This window comes from uncultured Ruthenibacterium sp., from assembly GCF_963558415.1.
Lineage (GTDB): Bacteria > Bacillota > Clostridia > Oscillospirales > Ruminococcaceae > Ruthenibacterium.
Map to the genome: position 1 here is coordinate 1 of NZ_CAUWGY010000050.1, position 16,116 is coordinate 16,116.

Below are 16,116 nucleotides of genomic sequence, written 5' to 3' on the forward strand. Positions count from 1 at the left end.
TTACGAGCCGCTAAAACGAAAAAGGATCGCGTGTAAAACGAAAAGGAGCCATTCTGCTGAACGGCTCCTTTATTTTTAAAGAAAAATAGTGATGATCACAGAAATCAGACCGCACACGCCAATGGCAATACTGCTCATAGCACCTTGCAACTCGCCCATTTCACGGGCCTTGATGGTGCCCAATGCGTGGCTGCATGCGCCGGTGGCTAGGCCTTGGGCTACAGGATCCTGAATGCGGAACCATTTTGCAAACAATGGTGCACACAGAGAACCGGTTAAACCGGCAATCATAACACAGGCCGCTGCAATGGCCGCCAGTCCACCGTGGCTTTCCGCAATGCTCAGAGCAATGGGGGTTGTGCAGCTTTTGGGAAGCATGGCCGCCGTTAGTGCCTGATCCAACCCGAACAAGTGGCATAAGGCCAGCACACTGAAAATGCTGGTCAGACTTCCGGCCGTACATCCTAATAGTACCGGCCAGAAATAGCGCTTCAAAACGGAATATTGATTGTAAATGCCCAGTGCCAGCACCGCGGTGACAGGCCCCAGCATCATATTTAGAATGTCGCCACCCTTTGCGAAATTCTCGTAAGGAATATCAAACAAACACAACACCGCAACGCAAAGGGCAAAAGAAATTAAAAGCGGATTGGCCAAAGGAGAGTGCGTTTTTTCTTGTATCCACCGTCCCAGCAGAAAACTTGCAATGCATAAAACGATTCCAAACAGGGGCGAAGAAGTTATGGCAGACATCATTTCCGAATCCCCCCTCTTTTTTGTAGAAAGCGCATCGTTAATTGCACTACATGTCCTGTAACAAAAAATACAACAGGAGTTGTTAAGATGCAGATTAATAAAATTGGAATTAGATTTTCAAATAGTGCATCTTTATATTTTAAAAGACTGACACAGGCGGGTACAAAAAACAAGGCCATGTTCCCTAACAAGAATTCAGTTTTTTCTTTGAGGTGATGGGGATGAAGAATTCTCGTGGCCAGAAGAAGAAACAAAAGAACCATGCTCAATACACTGGCGGGAAAGGGAAAAGGAAGTATCGCCGAAATTCCTTCGGCAATTAAACAAATAGCGAATACCACACAGATTTGCTCGATGACTTTCAAAATGAACACCCCTTTTTTACAGACGTTTTTTATTATAACACATCCAAGTAACTTTAGAAGTGCCATCTTTTCTATTTTACGCAAAAAAGTGCTCCGATTTTATCGGAGCACTTTTTATCACATAGGAACATTAACGCATCAAAGCGGAAACAATCGCATCTCCCATAGCGCGACAACCGATCAAAGTACAGCCCTCGGCCATATTGTCTGCTGTGCGCAGCCCCTGATCCAATACGCTGGCCACGGCTGCCTCCACAGCGTCAGCCTCTTTTGACAAATCAAAAGAATAGCGTAGCATCATAGCGGCAGACAAAATGGTACCAATGGGATTGGCTTTGTCTTGTCCGGCAATGTCAGGCGCGGATCCGTGAATCGGTTCGTACAAACCCCGAGTTCCATCGCCAAGACTGGCGGACGGAATCATGCCAATGCTGCCGGTGATCATACTGGCTTCATCCGTCAAAATGTCACCAAACATATTTTCTGTTACCATCACATCAAATTGCGCGGGATTCTTTACAATCTGCATAGCCGCATTGTCTACCAGCATGTTGGAAAATTCTACATCCGGGTGTTCCGAAGCTACTCGAGTGGCTACTTTGCGCCACAAACGACTGGTGTCAAGAACATTGGCTTTGTCTACACTTGTGACCCGGTTGCGGCGTTTTTTTGCGATGTCCATGGCCACATTTACAATGCGTTCAATCTCATGCTCAGCGTAAGGCATCACATCAGTGGCCACCAATTCGCCGTTTACTTCTTCGGTTTTATGTTCCCCAAAGTATACGCCGCCAATTAATTCTCGTACTACAACAAAGTCAATACCGTTTTCTACAATTTCTCGCCGAAGCGGACTGGCATCGGCCAACTGGGGAAACAGACGAGCGGGGCGTAGATTGGCGTATAACCCCATTGCCTTACGAATGCCCAACAATCCTTTTTCCGGACGAATGTTCCCGGGAAGACCATCCCATTTAGGACCGCCGACAGCGCCTAACAATACGCTGTCGGAGTCTAAACACGCGTCAATGGTCTCTTGGGTCAAGGGCACACCATGTCGATCGATGGAAACACCACCGATGTCCATGCACTGATAGGCAAAGTGATGATTGTATTTTTCTGCTATGGCCTCCAGCACTTTTAACGCTTCATTAACGATTTCTGGCCCGATGCCGTCACCTTTCAAAACTGTAATGCGTTTACGCATAACACAGACCTCCGTTTATTTCAAAGAATTCAAGAGACCACCCTTGTTGACAATATTCTGGATAAAAGGGGGAAGAGGCTGGGCCTGATAAGTCTTGCCAGTGGTAAGATTGCTGATTAGCCCTGTGTCAAAATCGACTTGTACTTCATCTCCGTCGCGAATGCCATCGCTGGCGGCTTCGCACTCAAAAATTGGAAGTCCAATGTTGATAGCGTTTCGATAGAAAATACGTGCGTAGGTTTTGGCGATAACACAGGAAATACCACTCTCTTTAATGGCAATAGGAGCATGCTCACGGGAAGAGCCACATCCAAAGTTCCAACCAGCAACGATGATGTCGCCTTTTTTCATTTTTTTGTGAAAATCCGGGTCGATATCCTCCATGCAGTGAGTAGCAAGCTCGGCGTGGTTGGCAGTGTTCAGATAACGGGCCGGAATAATGACATCCGTGTCCACATTGTCCGGGTATTTATGAACGGTTCCTTTTACCATTACATTACCTCCTCAGGATTGGCAATTTTTCCTGCCAGTGCGCTAGCGGCAGCCACGGCCGGGCTGGCGAGATATACTTCGCTGGTGGGATGTCCCATGCGGCCTACAAAGTTGCGATTGGTAGTGGCAACACAGCGTTCTTGCTCTGCCAAAATTCCCATGTAACCACCCAGACAAGGTCCGCAGGTAGGAGTGGAAACTACGCATCCTGCATCAATAAACGTGTCGATATATCCAAGGCGGATGCAGTCTTTGTACACCTGCTGTGTAGCGGGAATGATGATGGCGCGAACATTTTTTGCAACTTTGTGACCCTTGAAAATGGCCGCGGCAGCAGCCATATCGGACAAACGGCCATTGGTACAACTTCCAATCACTACTTGGTCAATCGCTACGTCCATCCGAGCCGCCTCATCGATGGTTTTGGTGTTTTCCGGCAAATGGGGAAAGGCAACTGTGGGCCGAATGGACGACAAGTCAATCTCAATGACCTTTTCGTAGTCGGCGTCCGGATCCGGCGCATATATCACACCAGGGTGTTGCTCGCGCCCCTTCAAATAGGAGAGTGTGACGTCGTCCACTTCAAAAATACCGTTTTTCGCACCGGCTTCAATGGCCATATTGGCCATACATAAACGGTCATCCATCGTTAGACAGGCAAGGCCGGGACCGCCAAATTCCATGCTTTTGTACAGTGCACCGTCTACGCCGATTTGGCCGATGATATGAAGAATCACATCCTTGCCGCTGGTATGCCCCTGCAAAGCGCCTGTCAGATGAAACCGAATTGCGGAGGGAACCTTAAACCAGCACTGACCGGTCGCCATGCCGGCAGCCATATCCGTAGATCCCACACCGGTAGAGAATGCACCCAGTGCACCGTAAGTGCAGGTGTGGCTGTCCGCGCCAATTACGCAATCGCCAGCCGTTACCAGTCCTTTTTCAGGCAAAAGCGCATGTTCAATGCCCATGTTTCCTACATCATAAAAGTTGAGAATATCGTATTTGTTTGCAAAATTGCGGCTTTGCTTGGTTTGCTGTGCAGCCTTAATGTCTTTGTTAGGGGCAAAATGGTCCATTACAAGACTAATTTTCGTTTTATCAAATACCGAAGAAAAACCGGCTTTTTCAAATTCATTGATGGCGACTGGGCTGGTAATGTCGTTGCCTAGAACCATATCCAGCTTGGCCATGATGAGCTGGCCGGGTTCCACCCGTTCCAAGCCCGCGTGGGCAGCCAGAATTTTCTGTGTCATTGTCATACCCATGGGTTCTTATGCCTCCTTATGGTTGTTAATGGCGCTGGCCAGTGCCTTGACGCTGGCCATGATAATGTCGGTGTGCTGTCCGGCACCCCAGCTTATGGAACCATCCTGCCACTCTAGACCTACATATGCTACTGCATGGCTTGTGGAGCCGGTCTCAAGCGCGTGTTCTTTATAAGTCAGGACAGAAAAACTGCGGTCCGAACCCTGGCGAATGGCATTGGATACTGCATCCAGACGACCATTGCCACGGCCGGTATATTCCATGGAAATGTCGCCTTCTCTTACGCTGACCATGGCGTATACACCTTCTTTTTGGATGTAGTGTACATCCGTAATGGCGAAAGGTGCTTCTTTATTGAGAAATTCGTTTTCGAAAATGCCGTAGATGTCTTTGGGCGACAGTTCTTTGTGGAGATGGTCGGAGACGTTCTTAACAGCATAGCCAAGGCATTCGCGCATTTTGGGCGGCAGATCATATCCGTAATTCTGCTCCAGAATGTAACCAATCCCGCCTTTGCCGGACTGACTGTTGATTCGAATTACGTCGGTTTCGTATTCACGGCCCACATCGTGAGGATCAATGGGAAGATAAGGCACGGTCCACTCGTAAAGACCTTTTTCCTCTCGCCATTTCATGCCTTTGGCAATGGCATCCTGGTGACTGCCCGAGAAGGCAGCAAACACCAGTGCTCCCGCATAAGGCGTGCGGTCGTACACATGCATATGAGTGACTTTTTCATATTCGTTTACAATAGAGGGCATGTCGGAAAAATCCAGCTCGGGATCCACCCCGTGACTGTACATATTCATAGCCACAGTGATGATATCCACGTTGCCCGTGCGTTCGCCATTCCCAAACAGAGTTCCCTCTACTCGGTCTGCACCGGCCAAAAGCCCCATCTCAGTGTCGGCCACGCCACATCCGCGGTCATTGTGCGGGTGAAGCGACAAAACGACATTTTCTCTATATTTCAGATTGTCGCTCATGTATTCGATCTGATTGGCGTAAATGTGGCTCATGCTCATGGCCACCGTTACGGGCAGATTGATGATGACCGGCTTTTCTTTGGTGGGCTGCAGAATATCCAAAACCTCGTTGCAAACTTCCAGTGCGTACTCGGGTTCGGTGCCAGTAAAACTTTCTGGACTGTATTCAAATCGGAAATTACCCTCATACTCGGCGGCGAGTTTTTTTACCAGTTTGGCGCCATCGGTAGCGATTTTTTTGATTTCTTCTTTGGACTTTTTGAAAACCTGCTCGCGCTGTGCCACGCTGGTAGAATTGTAAAAGTGTACGATGGCACTAGGAGCGCCTTTTAATGCGTCAAACGTTTTGCGGATGATGTGGTCGCGGCATTGGGTCAGTACCTGCACGGTTACATCATCGGGAATTAGATGCTGCTCGATCAATGCGCGCAGGAATTCATATTCAGTTTCGCTTGCCGCGGGGAATCCGACCTCAATTTCCTTAAAGCCCAGTTTTACGAGAAACTGAAAAAAGTCCAATTTTTCCGCAAGGGTCATGGGGACGATAAGACTCTGATTTCCGTCACGGAGATCTACGCTGCACCAAATCGGCGCCTTTTCAATGTGGTCCTTTTTGGCCCAGCGCATTTCGCAATAGGGCGGGGGATAATATCCCGGATGATATTTTTTTACGTGTTCCATCATGATACATACACTCCTTTGCTGGATGGGCCGAGAGGCGATAAAAAAACCGCCTCTCAGCCGACGATTCGGCTAAGAGACGGAGATAAAACATCTTCGCGGTACCACTCTTATTGCTGCCATAAGCAGCCACCTTAGTGCCATCAGCCGATAGCGGCGAACAGCCTGACTTGATAACGGCGCCAAACCCGGTGCAGCCTACTAAGAAGACTCTTTTCAGTGCACTGCTCAGGGGCCAGTGGCAACACTTCCGGTACTGTCTTGCACCTCCCGACAGCTCTCTAAAACACGGTGTTGTGTGCGGATTCCCCGTCATTGCATTTGAAATATTGTTTATATCATAAACAATTGAGCGTTTTTTGTCAAGCGTTTTTATGCTGTACTTGAAATTTTTGTCTATGCACTTTATAATAAAGAAGCGCTTCCGAAAGCCGTGAAAAGTGATGGGTGGCGTTTTGAATGTCCCTGTAGCTCAGTTGGATAGAGCGACCGCCTCCTAAGCGGTAGGCCGGAGGTTCAAATCCCCTCAGGGACGCCATGAAAGCCGAAAGCTTCCCCTCTAGAAGCTTTCGGTTTTTTGTTTGTATGGATACTTTATGTTTACGTATGCGGAGGTCTCTTTTATGGAAACCAGACTGGAACAGCGAAAATACGAATTGCTGCGTCAGGTGTTTGGATATGATGGGTTTCGCCCGGGACAGGAAGAGGTGGTGGACAATCTTATCCAAGGAAAGGATGTTCTTGCGGTCATGCCCACGGGTGCTGGAAAATCCATCTGTTATCAGTTGCCCGCATTGATGCGTCAAGGCGTTGCCGTTGTTGTTTCACCGCTGATTTCACTGATGAAAGATCAAGTGCAGGCTTTGCTTCAAATGGGAGTCCGAGCCGCGTATATCAACAGTTCTTTGACGGAGTCTCAATGCCGCAAGGCAATTGCCAATGCCGCTCAAGGAATGTATAAAATTGTATATGTAGCGCCTGAACGCCTTTTAACTCCGGGATTTTTGTGGTTCGCTCAACAGGTCCAGATTTCCCTTTTATGTGTAGACGAGGCTCATTGTGTATCCCAATGGGGACAGGATTTTAGGCCAAGTTATTTGGAAATACCTGAATTTTTACAGCGTCAACCGGGACGTATTCCCGTGGGCGCGTTCACTGCGACAGCGACGGAACGGGTTCGAAACGATATTCGCGAAATACTGCGAATGCGCCAGCCAATGGAACAAATCACAGGATTTGACCGCCCGAATCTCTATTTTGAAGTGCAGGTGGTAGCGGAGAGAGAAAAGTACGAAATTGTTCGAACATATCTTTCAAGCCATCCGGATTCCAGCGGAATTGTTTATTGTGCGACACGCAAAAAGGTGGATGCGTTGTATGAACGTTTGAAAGCAGATGGCTTTGCTGTGGCTCACTATCATGCGGGATTGGATGCACAGGAAAGACAATGTGGTCAGGATGATTTTTTGTTTGACCGTGTGCGTGTAATGGTGGCAACCAACGCTTTTGGAATGGGAATTGATAAATCCAATGTGAGTTTTGTTTTGCACTACAATATGCCAATGGATTTGGAAAGCTATTACCAAGAGGCTGGTCGAGCCGGCCGGGATGGGCAGCCTGCCGATTGTATTTTGCTTTATTCACCTGGAGACGTGCGCATGGCCAATTTTCTCATTGATAATGGGGCGGGTGCAGTTTCGGATGACGAGAGCTTGAAAGAAAGGCAAAGAGCACGTCTTCGGCAGATGACATTTTACTGCTACAGCCGATATTGTTTGCGTGGAGAAATTTTGCGCTATTTTGGGCAACGTCTTTCAGGTTCCTGCGGGAATTGTTCGGTTTGTTGCCCGCAGGAACAAAAGGCATCTCCAATCAAGATGTTGGCAAAGCGGGAAGAGGGAAAACGGCTGGAAGAGGAACTTGCGTTGGATACCGCTGTGCTCAAACGGCTTAAGGAGGCGCGTTTGACGCTAGCGCGTCGTCAGGGCGTACCGGCGTTTGTTGTGTTTACGGATGCGACTTTGCGGGAAATATGCGTTCGAATGCCAAGAACCGAGGAGGAACTAATGCGCGTGCCGGGTATTGGAACACGTAAGTGCCAGCAATATGGACAGGAAGTTCTTAAGGTTCTGCTTGAACAAACACAGTAAATAAAAAGGACGCAAGGCTTTTTGGGCCAGGCGTCCTTTTGGTTTCTTTGAGTGCGGTTTAATTTTGGGCCAAAGGTGCAGTGGATTGCCTTACAATCAATTGAGGCGGCTCGAGAATCTTAGCGCACGCATTGCCGTTCATTAGATTTTCAAGACACAAAAAAGCTCTTGTGCCTACGTTGTCCACGTCAATATGGACGGTAGTAAGTTCCGGAGTGATATAGCGAGACAAGCGGATATCATCAAAACCACAAACGCTGATATCCTCTGGAACGCGAAGTCCCATCTGTTGGAGTTGACGAATGGCGCCAATTGCCATCAAATCACTGGCACAACACAGAGCGGTGATGTTTTTAGTGATAAGTTGTTTGGCACAGTGTGCGCCGGAATCCTCCGAAAAATCTCCGTGGAGAGTGAGATCGGGATTGTATTGCACTCCGCCAAGCGTGATAGCGCTGATATAACCGCTCAAACGTTCTGCACTGGTCATACTGCCGCGTTCGCCATTGATAAATCCAATGCGACGATGCCCTAATGAGAGAAGGTGGCTGACGACCAATCCCATACCGCGGACGTTGTCAGCAGAGATACAGCTTATATTGGGATTATCAATATAGTTGTCAATAATTACGCACGGATATTCCACTTTTTCCAGTTGCTTATAACAACGGTCCTGGGTGTTAAGACCAAGCAGCAGACTGCCCTCAAAACAGTACTGTTTCATAATTTGGTTGTAGGTCATAGCACTGTCATCGTCCAAGCTCCGAATTACAACTTCGTATCCCTGTTCGGAAGCAGCGCGTTTAAAAGCCAGAACGATTTCATAAAGGTAATAGGTGACATGTGGATATTCCATGTGCTCTAAGAAAACGCAGACACGCTTGTGGCTAAATGCCCGTGGTTTTCCGACATAGCCCATCTGTGCTGCCGTCTTTAAAATTTCTGCTCGCGTATTTTCGTTGATGTCTTTTCCACCGTTGAAGGCTTTATAAACAGTGCTGACGCTTAATCCCATTGCTTGGGCGATATCCGGAATTCTGACCATCTCATTCTCCTTGCCGATTAATACCTTTTGTTTCTTTGATTCAAAATAGATTCAAGCGCCTTTGGAAGATACGACGTATCCGGAAGCAATAAATCACATTCCGGAGACAGTACTTGTCCGCCAATTCCGATGCAGTACAAACCGGCAGCTTTGACCGAACGAACACCTGACAATGCATCTTCTACACCGATGCATTGGTTTGCAGGATATCCAAAGTGATGCACGGCATCCAAATAGATATCCGGTGCCGGTTTTCCGTGAGAAATTGAGCCGGGGTCCACACGGTAATCAAAGGAAAGATTCAATTTTTCCGTCACGTAAGGAGCATTAAAGCTGGAAGAGGCAAGCGCAGTTTTGATACCTGCACTATGCAGAAGCGAGAAAGTTTGCTCAATACCCGGCAGCAGATCCTCACACTTTAATTCTGAATGCAGAAGTTCAACGTAGTATCTGTTTTTTCGGTCCGCGAGAGCCTTAAAATCAGATTCGGGAACATTTAACCCGTACTGGTCTACAATAAGGCGCAAACACTCATACCGACCGATTCCCTTGGTCATATCATCCACTTCCCGGGTATGGGTGACACCCCATTGTTCTGCCAGAAGTTTTTTCCATGCCCGATAGTGAAATTCAGATGTATTTACAAGTACTCCATCTAAATCAAATACTACCAAAAATAAATTTTCCATTCAAGGGCCACCTTTCAGTTCGATAATTTTATCATACCTGATACAAAGAAAAAGTCAATAATTTATCGAAAGATTATCGTTAACAATTTAAGATCGTGATGATGGCTCTGGTAAGGTTTATGCGATTTATTTTCAAAATGAAAATCTGTTAAAAACAATCGCTGCTTATATATAAAGAGGTGACAGTCAAATCTATGCGAATGTGGTTATGTTTCTATAAGCGACTTGTTGCAGCCTTTCGTATCTTTTGCAAAAATGTAAAGCACAAGTGGAAGTTTGCGAACGCTTCCCCCTTGACTTTTTGATGAGGTGGCGATATGCTTAATTTAGATTAGCGATTTTTTATCGATATTTTCCGAATCCCTTTGAAAGCTATTTATTCACAAAGAAGAGAGAGGTTTTACATGAAAATTGTTGTTACAGGAGCCAATGGAAATATCGGAGCACATATTGTACGAGAACTGTTGGACCGAGGCCATGAGGTGATTGCCTATGGAAGACAAGCGGAATCGATTCATGGACCCGAGGTGCAGTATATCCAGGGCGATCGAAGAAATGCGGATGAATATATTCGTGTTATGCAAGCGTTAAAACCCGATGCGGCGTTTGAAATGACGTGTTTTACACCTGAGCAGGCACAAGCGAGCATTCAGGCGTTTCGCGGGGTAACACATTTTATTACAGCTTCTACGGTGTGTACTTATGGCAAGCGATTTGTGCGCATGCCCATTCGTGAGGAGGATGAGTTTACTCCTTGGACGGACTATGGCATTCAAAAACATCAGGCGGATTTGGTGTTTCAAAAGGCCTTCCGTGAAGAACAATTTCCGGTTACGATGATGAAGCCGTGCACGTCTTACAGTGAGATGAGCGGAGCTTTGCGCAGCTTTGCAACTGAGCATACATGGATTGACCGCGTAAAAAGAGGAAAACCCATCCTGATTTGCGGAGATGGAGATATTCTGCATCAGTATATGCATACAAAGGATACGGCCCGCGCTTTTGTGAGCGTTTTAGGAAAGAAACACTGTCTGGGTCAGGTTTACAATGTGGTTCAAACCGGGTACACCACTTGGGCGGAGTACCATCGCACCGCGATGAAAGTTTTGGGCAGGGAAGTAGAAATGGTTGGACTTCCGCTTCGCCAGATGATGGAGCTGGATCCAAAGCGGTTTATTCTGGCATATGAAATTTTTGGTCAGCACACATATGTATCCAACGAAAAATTATTGCGCGATGCGCCCGAATGGAAACCGGAGATTTCCCTAGAGGAAGGACTTCGCATGACCTTCGAAGGCATGGAGCGCAGAGGGACGATTCCCGATAGTACAAAAGTCACTTGGGAAGATGAAATCATCGAATATATTCAGCGTTTTCGCAAAGGTTTTTCCAATCTGCCGAAAATGGAATGATTAAATTTTTACAAAAGGGGACCGGTCGAGCCGACCGGCCCCCTTTTGTGCCTAAAAAATGAAAAAACCGCCGTTCTTATAAAAGAAACGGCGGCGGGAGAAAAAAGGTAGTAATCGTTTTTATTGCGCTTTCCAATTTCGAAATTCTTCCAAAATTTTCAAACTGCTGCTGGTCCCAATCCGTTCGGCTCCTGCCTGGATCATTGCGCGGCAGGTTTCCCAACTGCGAATTCCGCCTGCGGCTTTGACCTTTACAGCATCACCTACAACAGATTTCATCAGCATTACGTCTTCGACGCTCGCGCCGCTGGTGCCAAATCCGGTGGATGTTTTGATGAAATCTGGACGCTCTTCAAGGGCGATTTCGGCGACTTTGCGAATTTCATCTTTTGTGAGATAGCAGTTTTCGAAAATAACTTTGCAGATTACATTGGCCTCTCGGCAGACGTCCACCATGCGACGCATTTCTTCACGTGTAAAGTCAAACCGTTGATCTTTTACGGCTCCGATATCAATGACGTAGTCGATTTCGTCGGCGCCGTCCTGAATGGATTGGCGTGTCTCAAACAATTTGGAAGCGAGACTTGTTTGGCCCAAAGGAAAGCCGATAGCCGCCCCTACATGAACGTCCGTGCCAGCTAAAAGCTGTTTGCACAAGGCCACAGGACCCGGGTTGATTGCGACCATCTTAAACCCGTATTGACGGCTTTCCGCACATAATTTTTCAAAATCCGCACGGCGCGCGTCTGCGTGCAACTGGGTGTGATCAAATAAATTAGCGAGAGTTTTTTCCGTAAGTTGATCGATTTGAATCATTCGAAATCTCCTTTCTGAAAAGCGGTAGAAAGTACAGGATTCCCATCTTCACCGCGTGTAAGTTGTACCGAAAATCCGTCTTTTTCGATGGATGCGTAGTCGTGGCCGGCATCGGCCCGGAAAACATAGAAGGCAGTCAGAGGAGTATCTCCGGTGTTGATCATCCGGTGAGCAAATCCAGGTGCTACGTAGGCAGCCTCTCCGGGATGCATGGGGATGGGATTCGTGTGTCCGTGTTCATCCTCAGTGAGCATGATTCCATTGCCTGATAAAGTGTAATAAACCTCGGCGGTTTTTCGAATGGTGTGGAAGTGTCCCTTAGTCATAAAATATTCGCGGCCAATACAGCCCGGCTGAAGAACTGTTACACCAAACGAAAGGTCGCTGCTTTTCTCCGGTGCGTCCCAGGAGTAAACTTCGTAAATTAAGGGATCAACACCGGATTCCAACATTTGAAGGACTGTCTGCTGATCTGCATAGAAATTTTGCATATCACGCAATGTCCTCCGCGCGGGTGAATGTGCGCTCTGCACATTTTCAAGAAAGGATGCGCGGAATCCGGCATGCCAGGATTCGGTTTCGTTCAAACTTCATATCTCCTTTCTGTTTTGGAATGGTACGGTTTGAGTGTAGCGCAAAAAGAAAGACATGTCAATAATTTATCGATATATTATAGCAAATAAAAAATTGAAATTAGGGAAAATTATTGTATATATATAATTTTTTCTTTTCTTTTTGGTCATTATTACAGCTTGATTCCTATAATTGCACATGCTATTATAGCAAATGCAATCGATAATTTATCGAACGGAGGAATGAAGAATGAAGCGTATTTTTGAAACGGTTCATCCCTGGAAAGTGGTACAGACAAAAATCGATCACGCGGATAATTGTCCGGCGGAGTCTGTGACCAGCCTGGGAAACGGCTATATGGGTGCGCGCGGAAATTATGAAGAATACTACACAGGTACTACACTAAAAGGCACATATATTGCAGGTGTCTGGGTACCGGATAAGACACGTGTTGGCTGGTGGAAAAATGGTTATCCCCGCTATTTTGGAAAAGTCATTAACGCACCGGATTTTTTGAGCTTTGATTTGTATTTGAACGGACAAAGATTTGATCTTGCGAAGGCCAATCTCCTTTCTTTCTATCGCGAAGTCGACATGAAAACTGGTTTGATGAGCCGCAAGATGGATGTTCAAACACCGATGGGTGTGCTGACGATCCGTTCCAGTCGCTTTTTCTCTTGCGCTCAAAAGGAATTGGCCTGCATGCATTATTGCATTGAGAGTCACGATTTTGAAGGACAGGTTCGCCTGGAAACAGGAGTCAGCGCGGACGTGTTTAACACCGATGCAAACTACGGCGAGCGCTTTTGGAATGTTGAGCGCGTTTTAGCGCAGGACGAAATGCTTCAGCTCACGGCGAAAACGCATGAGAATCATTTCGGAATTGAGCGCTTCACTGTTTGCTTTACGAGCTGGACGAAGGGGAAAGGCTACGAAGAAATGCACCTGCAAACGCAGGATAACTGGACAAAGCAGATTTTTGAGACAAAGCTGGTTCCCGGTGGATCGTTGGATCTCGAAAAATACGTGAGTGTGACTACTTCTCGGGATCATGCGGCGGATCGTTTGGAAGCTGTAGGCGAAACGCTTTTGAAGGCTGCATTGAACGAGGGGTTGGACAGCCTGGAGAAAAAGCACTGTCAAGTTTGGGAAGACCGCTGGCAGATGTGCGACGTAGTGATTGAAGGCGATGAGGCGGCCCAGCAGGGAATTCGCTTTAATCTTTTCCAGCTTCTTTCTACTTATGACGGCTCCGACGCACGGTTGAATATCGGGCCGAAGGGATTTACGGGAGAAAAGTACGGTGGAGCCGCTTATTACGACACCGAAGGATATTGCTTCCCGCTGTATCTTGCAGTGGCTGGCCCCGATGTGGCGCGCAGTCTTTTGATGTTCCGATACAACACTCTGGATAAAGCGAAAGAAAATGCTGCGAAACTGGGCTTGAAAGGTGCATTTTACCCGATGGTGACCTTTAACGGAGAAGAGTGTCACAACGAGTGGGAAATCACTTTTGAAGAGCTTCACCGCAATGCTGCGATGGTGTACGCAATTTATTGTTATACAAAATATACCGGCGATGACAGTTATTTGCGCACCTATGGCTACCAGGTTGCGTTGGAAATCGCACGGTTCTGGGTTAGCAGAAGCACCTACAATGCTCAAAAAGATTGCTATATGCTTCTGGGTGTAACGGCTCCTAACGAATATGAGAATAATATTAATAACAACTGGCTGACAAACTACATGGCCAAATGGTGCATTGAATTTGCCTTGGAGAGTCTTGCATTGGCCGGTAAGGAGATTTCCGAACAGGAAGCACAGACCATGCGCGAAGTGGCGGCCAAGATGTATTTGCATGAGGACCAAGAGAAAAGTCTGTTTGTGCAACAGGATGGATTCTTTGATAAGGAACTTCGCCCGGTGAGCGATATTCCGGAAGAGGAATTGCCCATTTGCAAGCACTGGTCTTGGGATAAGATTTTGCGTTCGTGCTACATTAAGCAGGCAGATGTGGTTTTGGCGTTTTATTATTTCCCCAACCGCTTTACAATGGAGCAAAAACGCGCTAACTTTGATTTTTATGAGCCGATGACCGTACATGAATCCTCTCTGTCTCCCAGTATGTACAGCGTGGTTGCGTCCGGAAGCGGACGTCCCGAGGAGGCATACCGTTTGTATCAGCGTGCAGCTCGGCTGGATTTGGATAACTTCAATGCGGATACGGAGGATGGGCTCCATATCACTAGTATGGCAGGATCCTGGCTGGCGATCGTGCAGGGATTTGCAGGACTGAACTATCATGGGGAACATTTGGCGTTCTCGCCTAAGTGCCCGGCGCAGTGGAAAAAGGTTTCCTTCCGAATTCTGTATCGGGGCCGGTTGCTGGCTGTTTCCTTTGATCGAAATGTTTTTTGCCTGGAGGTCGTGCGCGGAGAGGCATTGACGGTGACAGTCAACGGAAAAGACTATGTGTGTGAAGACAAAATTGAACTGACACTGTAAGATAGAGCCTTGGACGAATTTGCAGTAAAAAAGGATTTTCTTTGTGCAAAGTGTCAAAAGACGCTGTTTTATCGTTGGTTTTATTTCATTTTTTTCATGCGATTTTTTCTTTTTTCCATTCAGAAGTGAGGATTGGCACGGCTATAATAGCAGTAGGGATTTGGAAATACCTGTTCGAACAGGAAAATAAAAAATGGAGGAACAAAATGATGAAAATGAAACGTATGGCTGCTTTGTTAACAGCAGGCATTCTGGCGGTCAGCATGTTGGCTTCGTGCGGTGGGGCGTCTTCGTCCAGCACCGGTTCCACAAGCACTACATCGGCCTCTCAGACAACGGAGAACAAAGAGCGGATCGAAATTACCGGTATGGTTCAGCAGTCTCGAAATTATGCGGGTCTGCAGGCTATGGTGGAAAAACTGGAAGAAGAGGAAAACATTGTGATCGACTTCCAGGTCATTCCCGATGATCAGTTTGATAATCTTCTTCAGATGAAAATCAATTCGGGTGAGGCACCGGATCTGATCGTGTATCAGTTCCCGCAGTTGTATTCTCAGGTAAATCCGGAAGAATACTTCCTGCCGCTGGATGACTGTGAATGGCAGAGCAAAGTAGTGGCTCCGGAACTGTCCACTTACAACGGAAAGAGCTATGGTTTCGTATTCGAGGCCTCCAACGGCTTCCAGGCAATGGTTTATAACAAAACCGTGTTTGAGGAAAATGGCATCGAAGTTCCCACTACGACCGAGGAAATGTATGCTGCGGCCGACAAGCTGAAAGCAGCCGGCATCACCCCGTTTGTATTGGCCTCTGACAACTGGATTCCGCAGATTTGGATGACTTCCGGATTTATGCGTGCGATTGGCGTTGAGTCCGAAGTACAGGATATGACCAAGAAGATTCTTTCCAATCAGGCGAAATTTAGCGATTATCCCATCCTGGGCGATGTGGTGGACGAGTATCTTAGCTTCTTTGAAAAAGGTTGGTTCAACGACGATTATCTGACTCTGGATTACGACGGTGCTCTGGAGCGTTTGGCAAGCGGCGAGGCTGCTATGTTCATGGGTGCTACCGAGATTTTCAGCGCCATCAAAACGCAGTTCCCGGATACCGATCTGGGTATGTTCAACCCCAAATTCAAATATGACAACGGCGACGTAATTGCGGTTC

At 47.1% G+C, this 16,116-nt stretch carries 14 protein-coding genes and 1 tRNA gene; 5 read left to right on the plus strand and 10 right to left on the minus strand.

Annotated elements, in window-relative coordinates; translation table 11 throughout:
* Positions 1-75: 75 nt before the first annotated feature.
* The 6 genes from AB5H98_RS09010 to AB5H98_RS09035 form a co-directional block, all read right to left on the minus strand.
* The gene (locus AB5H98_RS09010) at positions 76-756 is read right to left on the minus strand and encodes an LrgB family protein (RefSeq protein WP_367925581.1); all 681 of its coding nucleotides are present in this window, start codon (positions 754-756) and stop codon (positions 76-78) included.
* Entirely contained in the window at positions 753-1,121 is a 369-nt protein-coding gene (locus AB5H98_RS09015; RefSeq protein WP_367925582.1) for a CidA/LrgA family protein, read from the minus strand. The genes AB5H98_RS09010 and AB5H98_RS09015 overlap by 4 nt, the downstream gene beginning before the upstream one ends.
* A 130-nt stretch (positions 1,122-1,251) precedes the next feature.
* Positions 1,252-2,328, minus strand: a complete 1,077-nt coding sequence (gene leuB, locus AB5H98_RS09020; RefSeq protein WP_367925583.1) for a 3-isopropylmalate dehydrogenase — start codon at positions 2,326-2,328, stop codon at positions 1,252-1,254.
* Between the two features lie 15 nt (positions 2,329-2,343).
* A complete protein-coding gene (gene leuD, locus AB5H98_RS09025; RefSeq protein WP_367925584.1) occupies positions 2,344-2,820 on the minus strand; it encodes a 3-isopropylmalate dehydratase small subunit in 477 nt (158 codons plus the stop codon).
* The gene (gene leuC / locus AB5H98_RS09030) at positions 2,820-4,088 is read right to left on the minus strand and encodes a 3-isopropylmalate dehydratase large subunit (RefSeq protein ID WP_367925585.1); all 1,269 of its coding nucleotides are present in this window, start codon (positions 4,086-4,088) and stop codon (positions 2,820-2,822) included. The genes leuD and leuC overlap by 1 nt, the downstream gene beginning before the upstream one ends.
* A gap of 6 nt (positions 4,089-4,094) precedes the next feature.
* Positions 4,095-5,756 (minus strand): 2-isopropylmalate synthase, encoded by a 1,662-nt coding sequence (locus AB5H98_RS09035; RefSeq protein WP_367925594.1) that lies wholly within the window; start codon positions 5,754-5,756, stop codon positions 4,095-4,097.
* Positions 5,757-6,217: 461 nt separating this feature from the next.
* Here AB5H98_RS09035 and AB5H98_RS09040 point away from each other — a divergent pair.
* Positions 6,218-6,294, plus strand: a tRNA-Arg gene (locus tag AB5H98_RS09040).
* Positions 6,295-6,379: 85 nt separating this feature from the next.
* Positions 6,380-7,906, plus strand: coding sequence for an ATP-dependent DNA helicase RecQ (locus AB5H98_RS09045; RefSeq protein ID WP_367925586.1), 1,527 nt, complete (start codon positions 6,380-6,382; stop codon positions 7,904-7,906).
* Positions 7,907-7,964: 58 nt separating this feature from the next.
* Here AB5H98_RS09045 and AB5H98_RS09050 read toward each other — a convergent pair whose 3' ends face one another.
* Positions 7,965-8,951: a LacI family DNA-binding transcriptional regulator gene (locus AB5H98_RS09050; protein ID WP_367925587.1), complete on the minus strand. Its 987-nt coding sequence runs from the start codon at positions 8,949-8,951 to the stop codon at positions 7,965-7,967.
* Between the two features lie 17 nt (positions 8,952-8,968).
* Positions 8,969-9,640, minus strand: a complete 672-nt coding sequence (gene pgmB, locus AB5H98_RS09055) for a beta-phosphoglucomutase (protein WP_367925588.1) — start codon at positions 9,638-9,640, stop codon at positions 8,969-8,971.
* A gap of 404 nt (positions 9,641-10,044) precedes the next feature.
* Here pgmB and AB5H98_RS09060 point away from each other — a divergent pair, with 404 nt between their 5' ends.
* Positions 10,045-11,052 carry an NAD-dependent epimerase/dehydratase family protein gene (locus AB5H98_RS09060; protein ID WP_367925589.1) on the plus strand — a complete coding sequence of 336 codons (1,008 nt, stop codon included), beginning with the start codon at positions 10,045-10,047 and terminating at the stop codon, positions 11,050-11,052.
* A 120-nt stretch (positions 11,053-11,172) separates the two neighbouring features.
* Here the strand turns inward: AB5H98_RS09060 and deoC are convergent, their stop codons facing one another.
* Positions 11,173-11,868, minus strand: coding sequence for a deoxyribose-phosphate aldolase (gene deoC / locus AB5H98_RS09065; RefSeq protein WP_367925590.1), 696 nt, complete (start codon positions 11,866-11,868; stop codon positions 11,173-11,175).
* Positions 11,865-12,455, minus strand: coding sequence for a glucose-6-phosphate isomerase family protein (locus AB5H98_RS09070; protein WP_367925591.1), 591 nt, complete (start codon positions 12,453-12,455; stop codon positions 11,865-11,867). The genes deoC and AB5H98_RS09070 overlap by 4 nt, the downstream gene beginning before the upstream one ends.
* 235 nt (positions 12,456-12,690) lie before the next feature.
* On the opposite strand from AB5H98_RS09070, the gene AB5H98_RS09075 reads away from it, so the two are divergent.
* Positions 12,691-14,946: a family 65 glycosyl hydrolase domain-containing protein gene (locus tag AB5H98_RS09075; protein WP_367925592.1), complete on the plus strand. Its 2,256-nt coding sequence runs from the start codon at positions 12,691-12,693 to the stop codon at positions 14,944-14,946.
* Positions 14,947-15,152: 206 nt separating this feature from the next.
* Positions 15,153-16,116, plus strand: a 964-nt coding sequence (locus AB5H98_RS09080; RefSeq protein ID WP_367925593.1) for an ABC transporter substrate-binding protein, incomplete at its 3' end; no start/stop codon positions are given.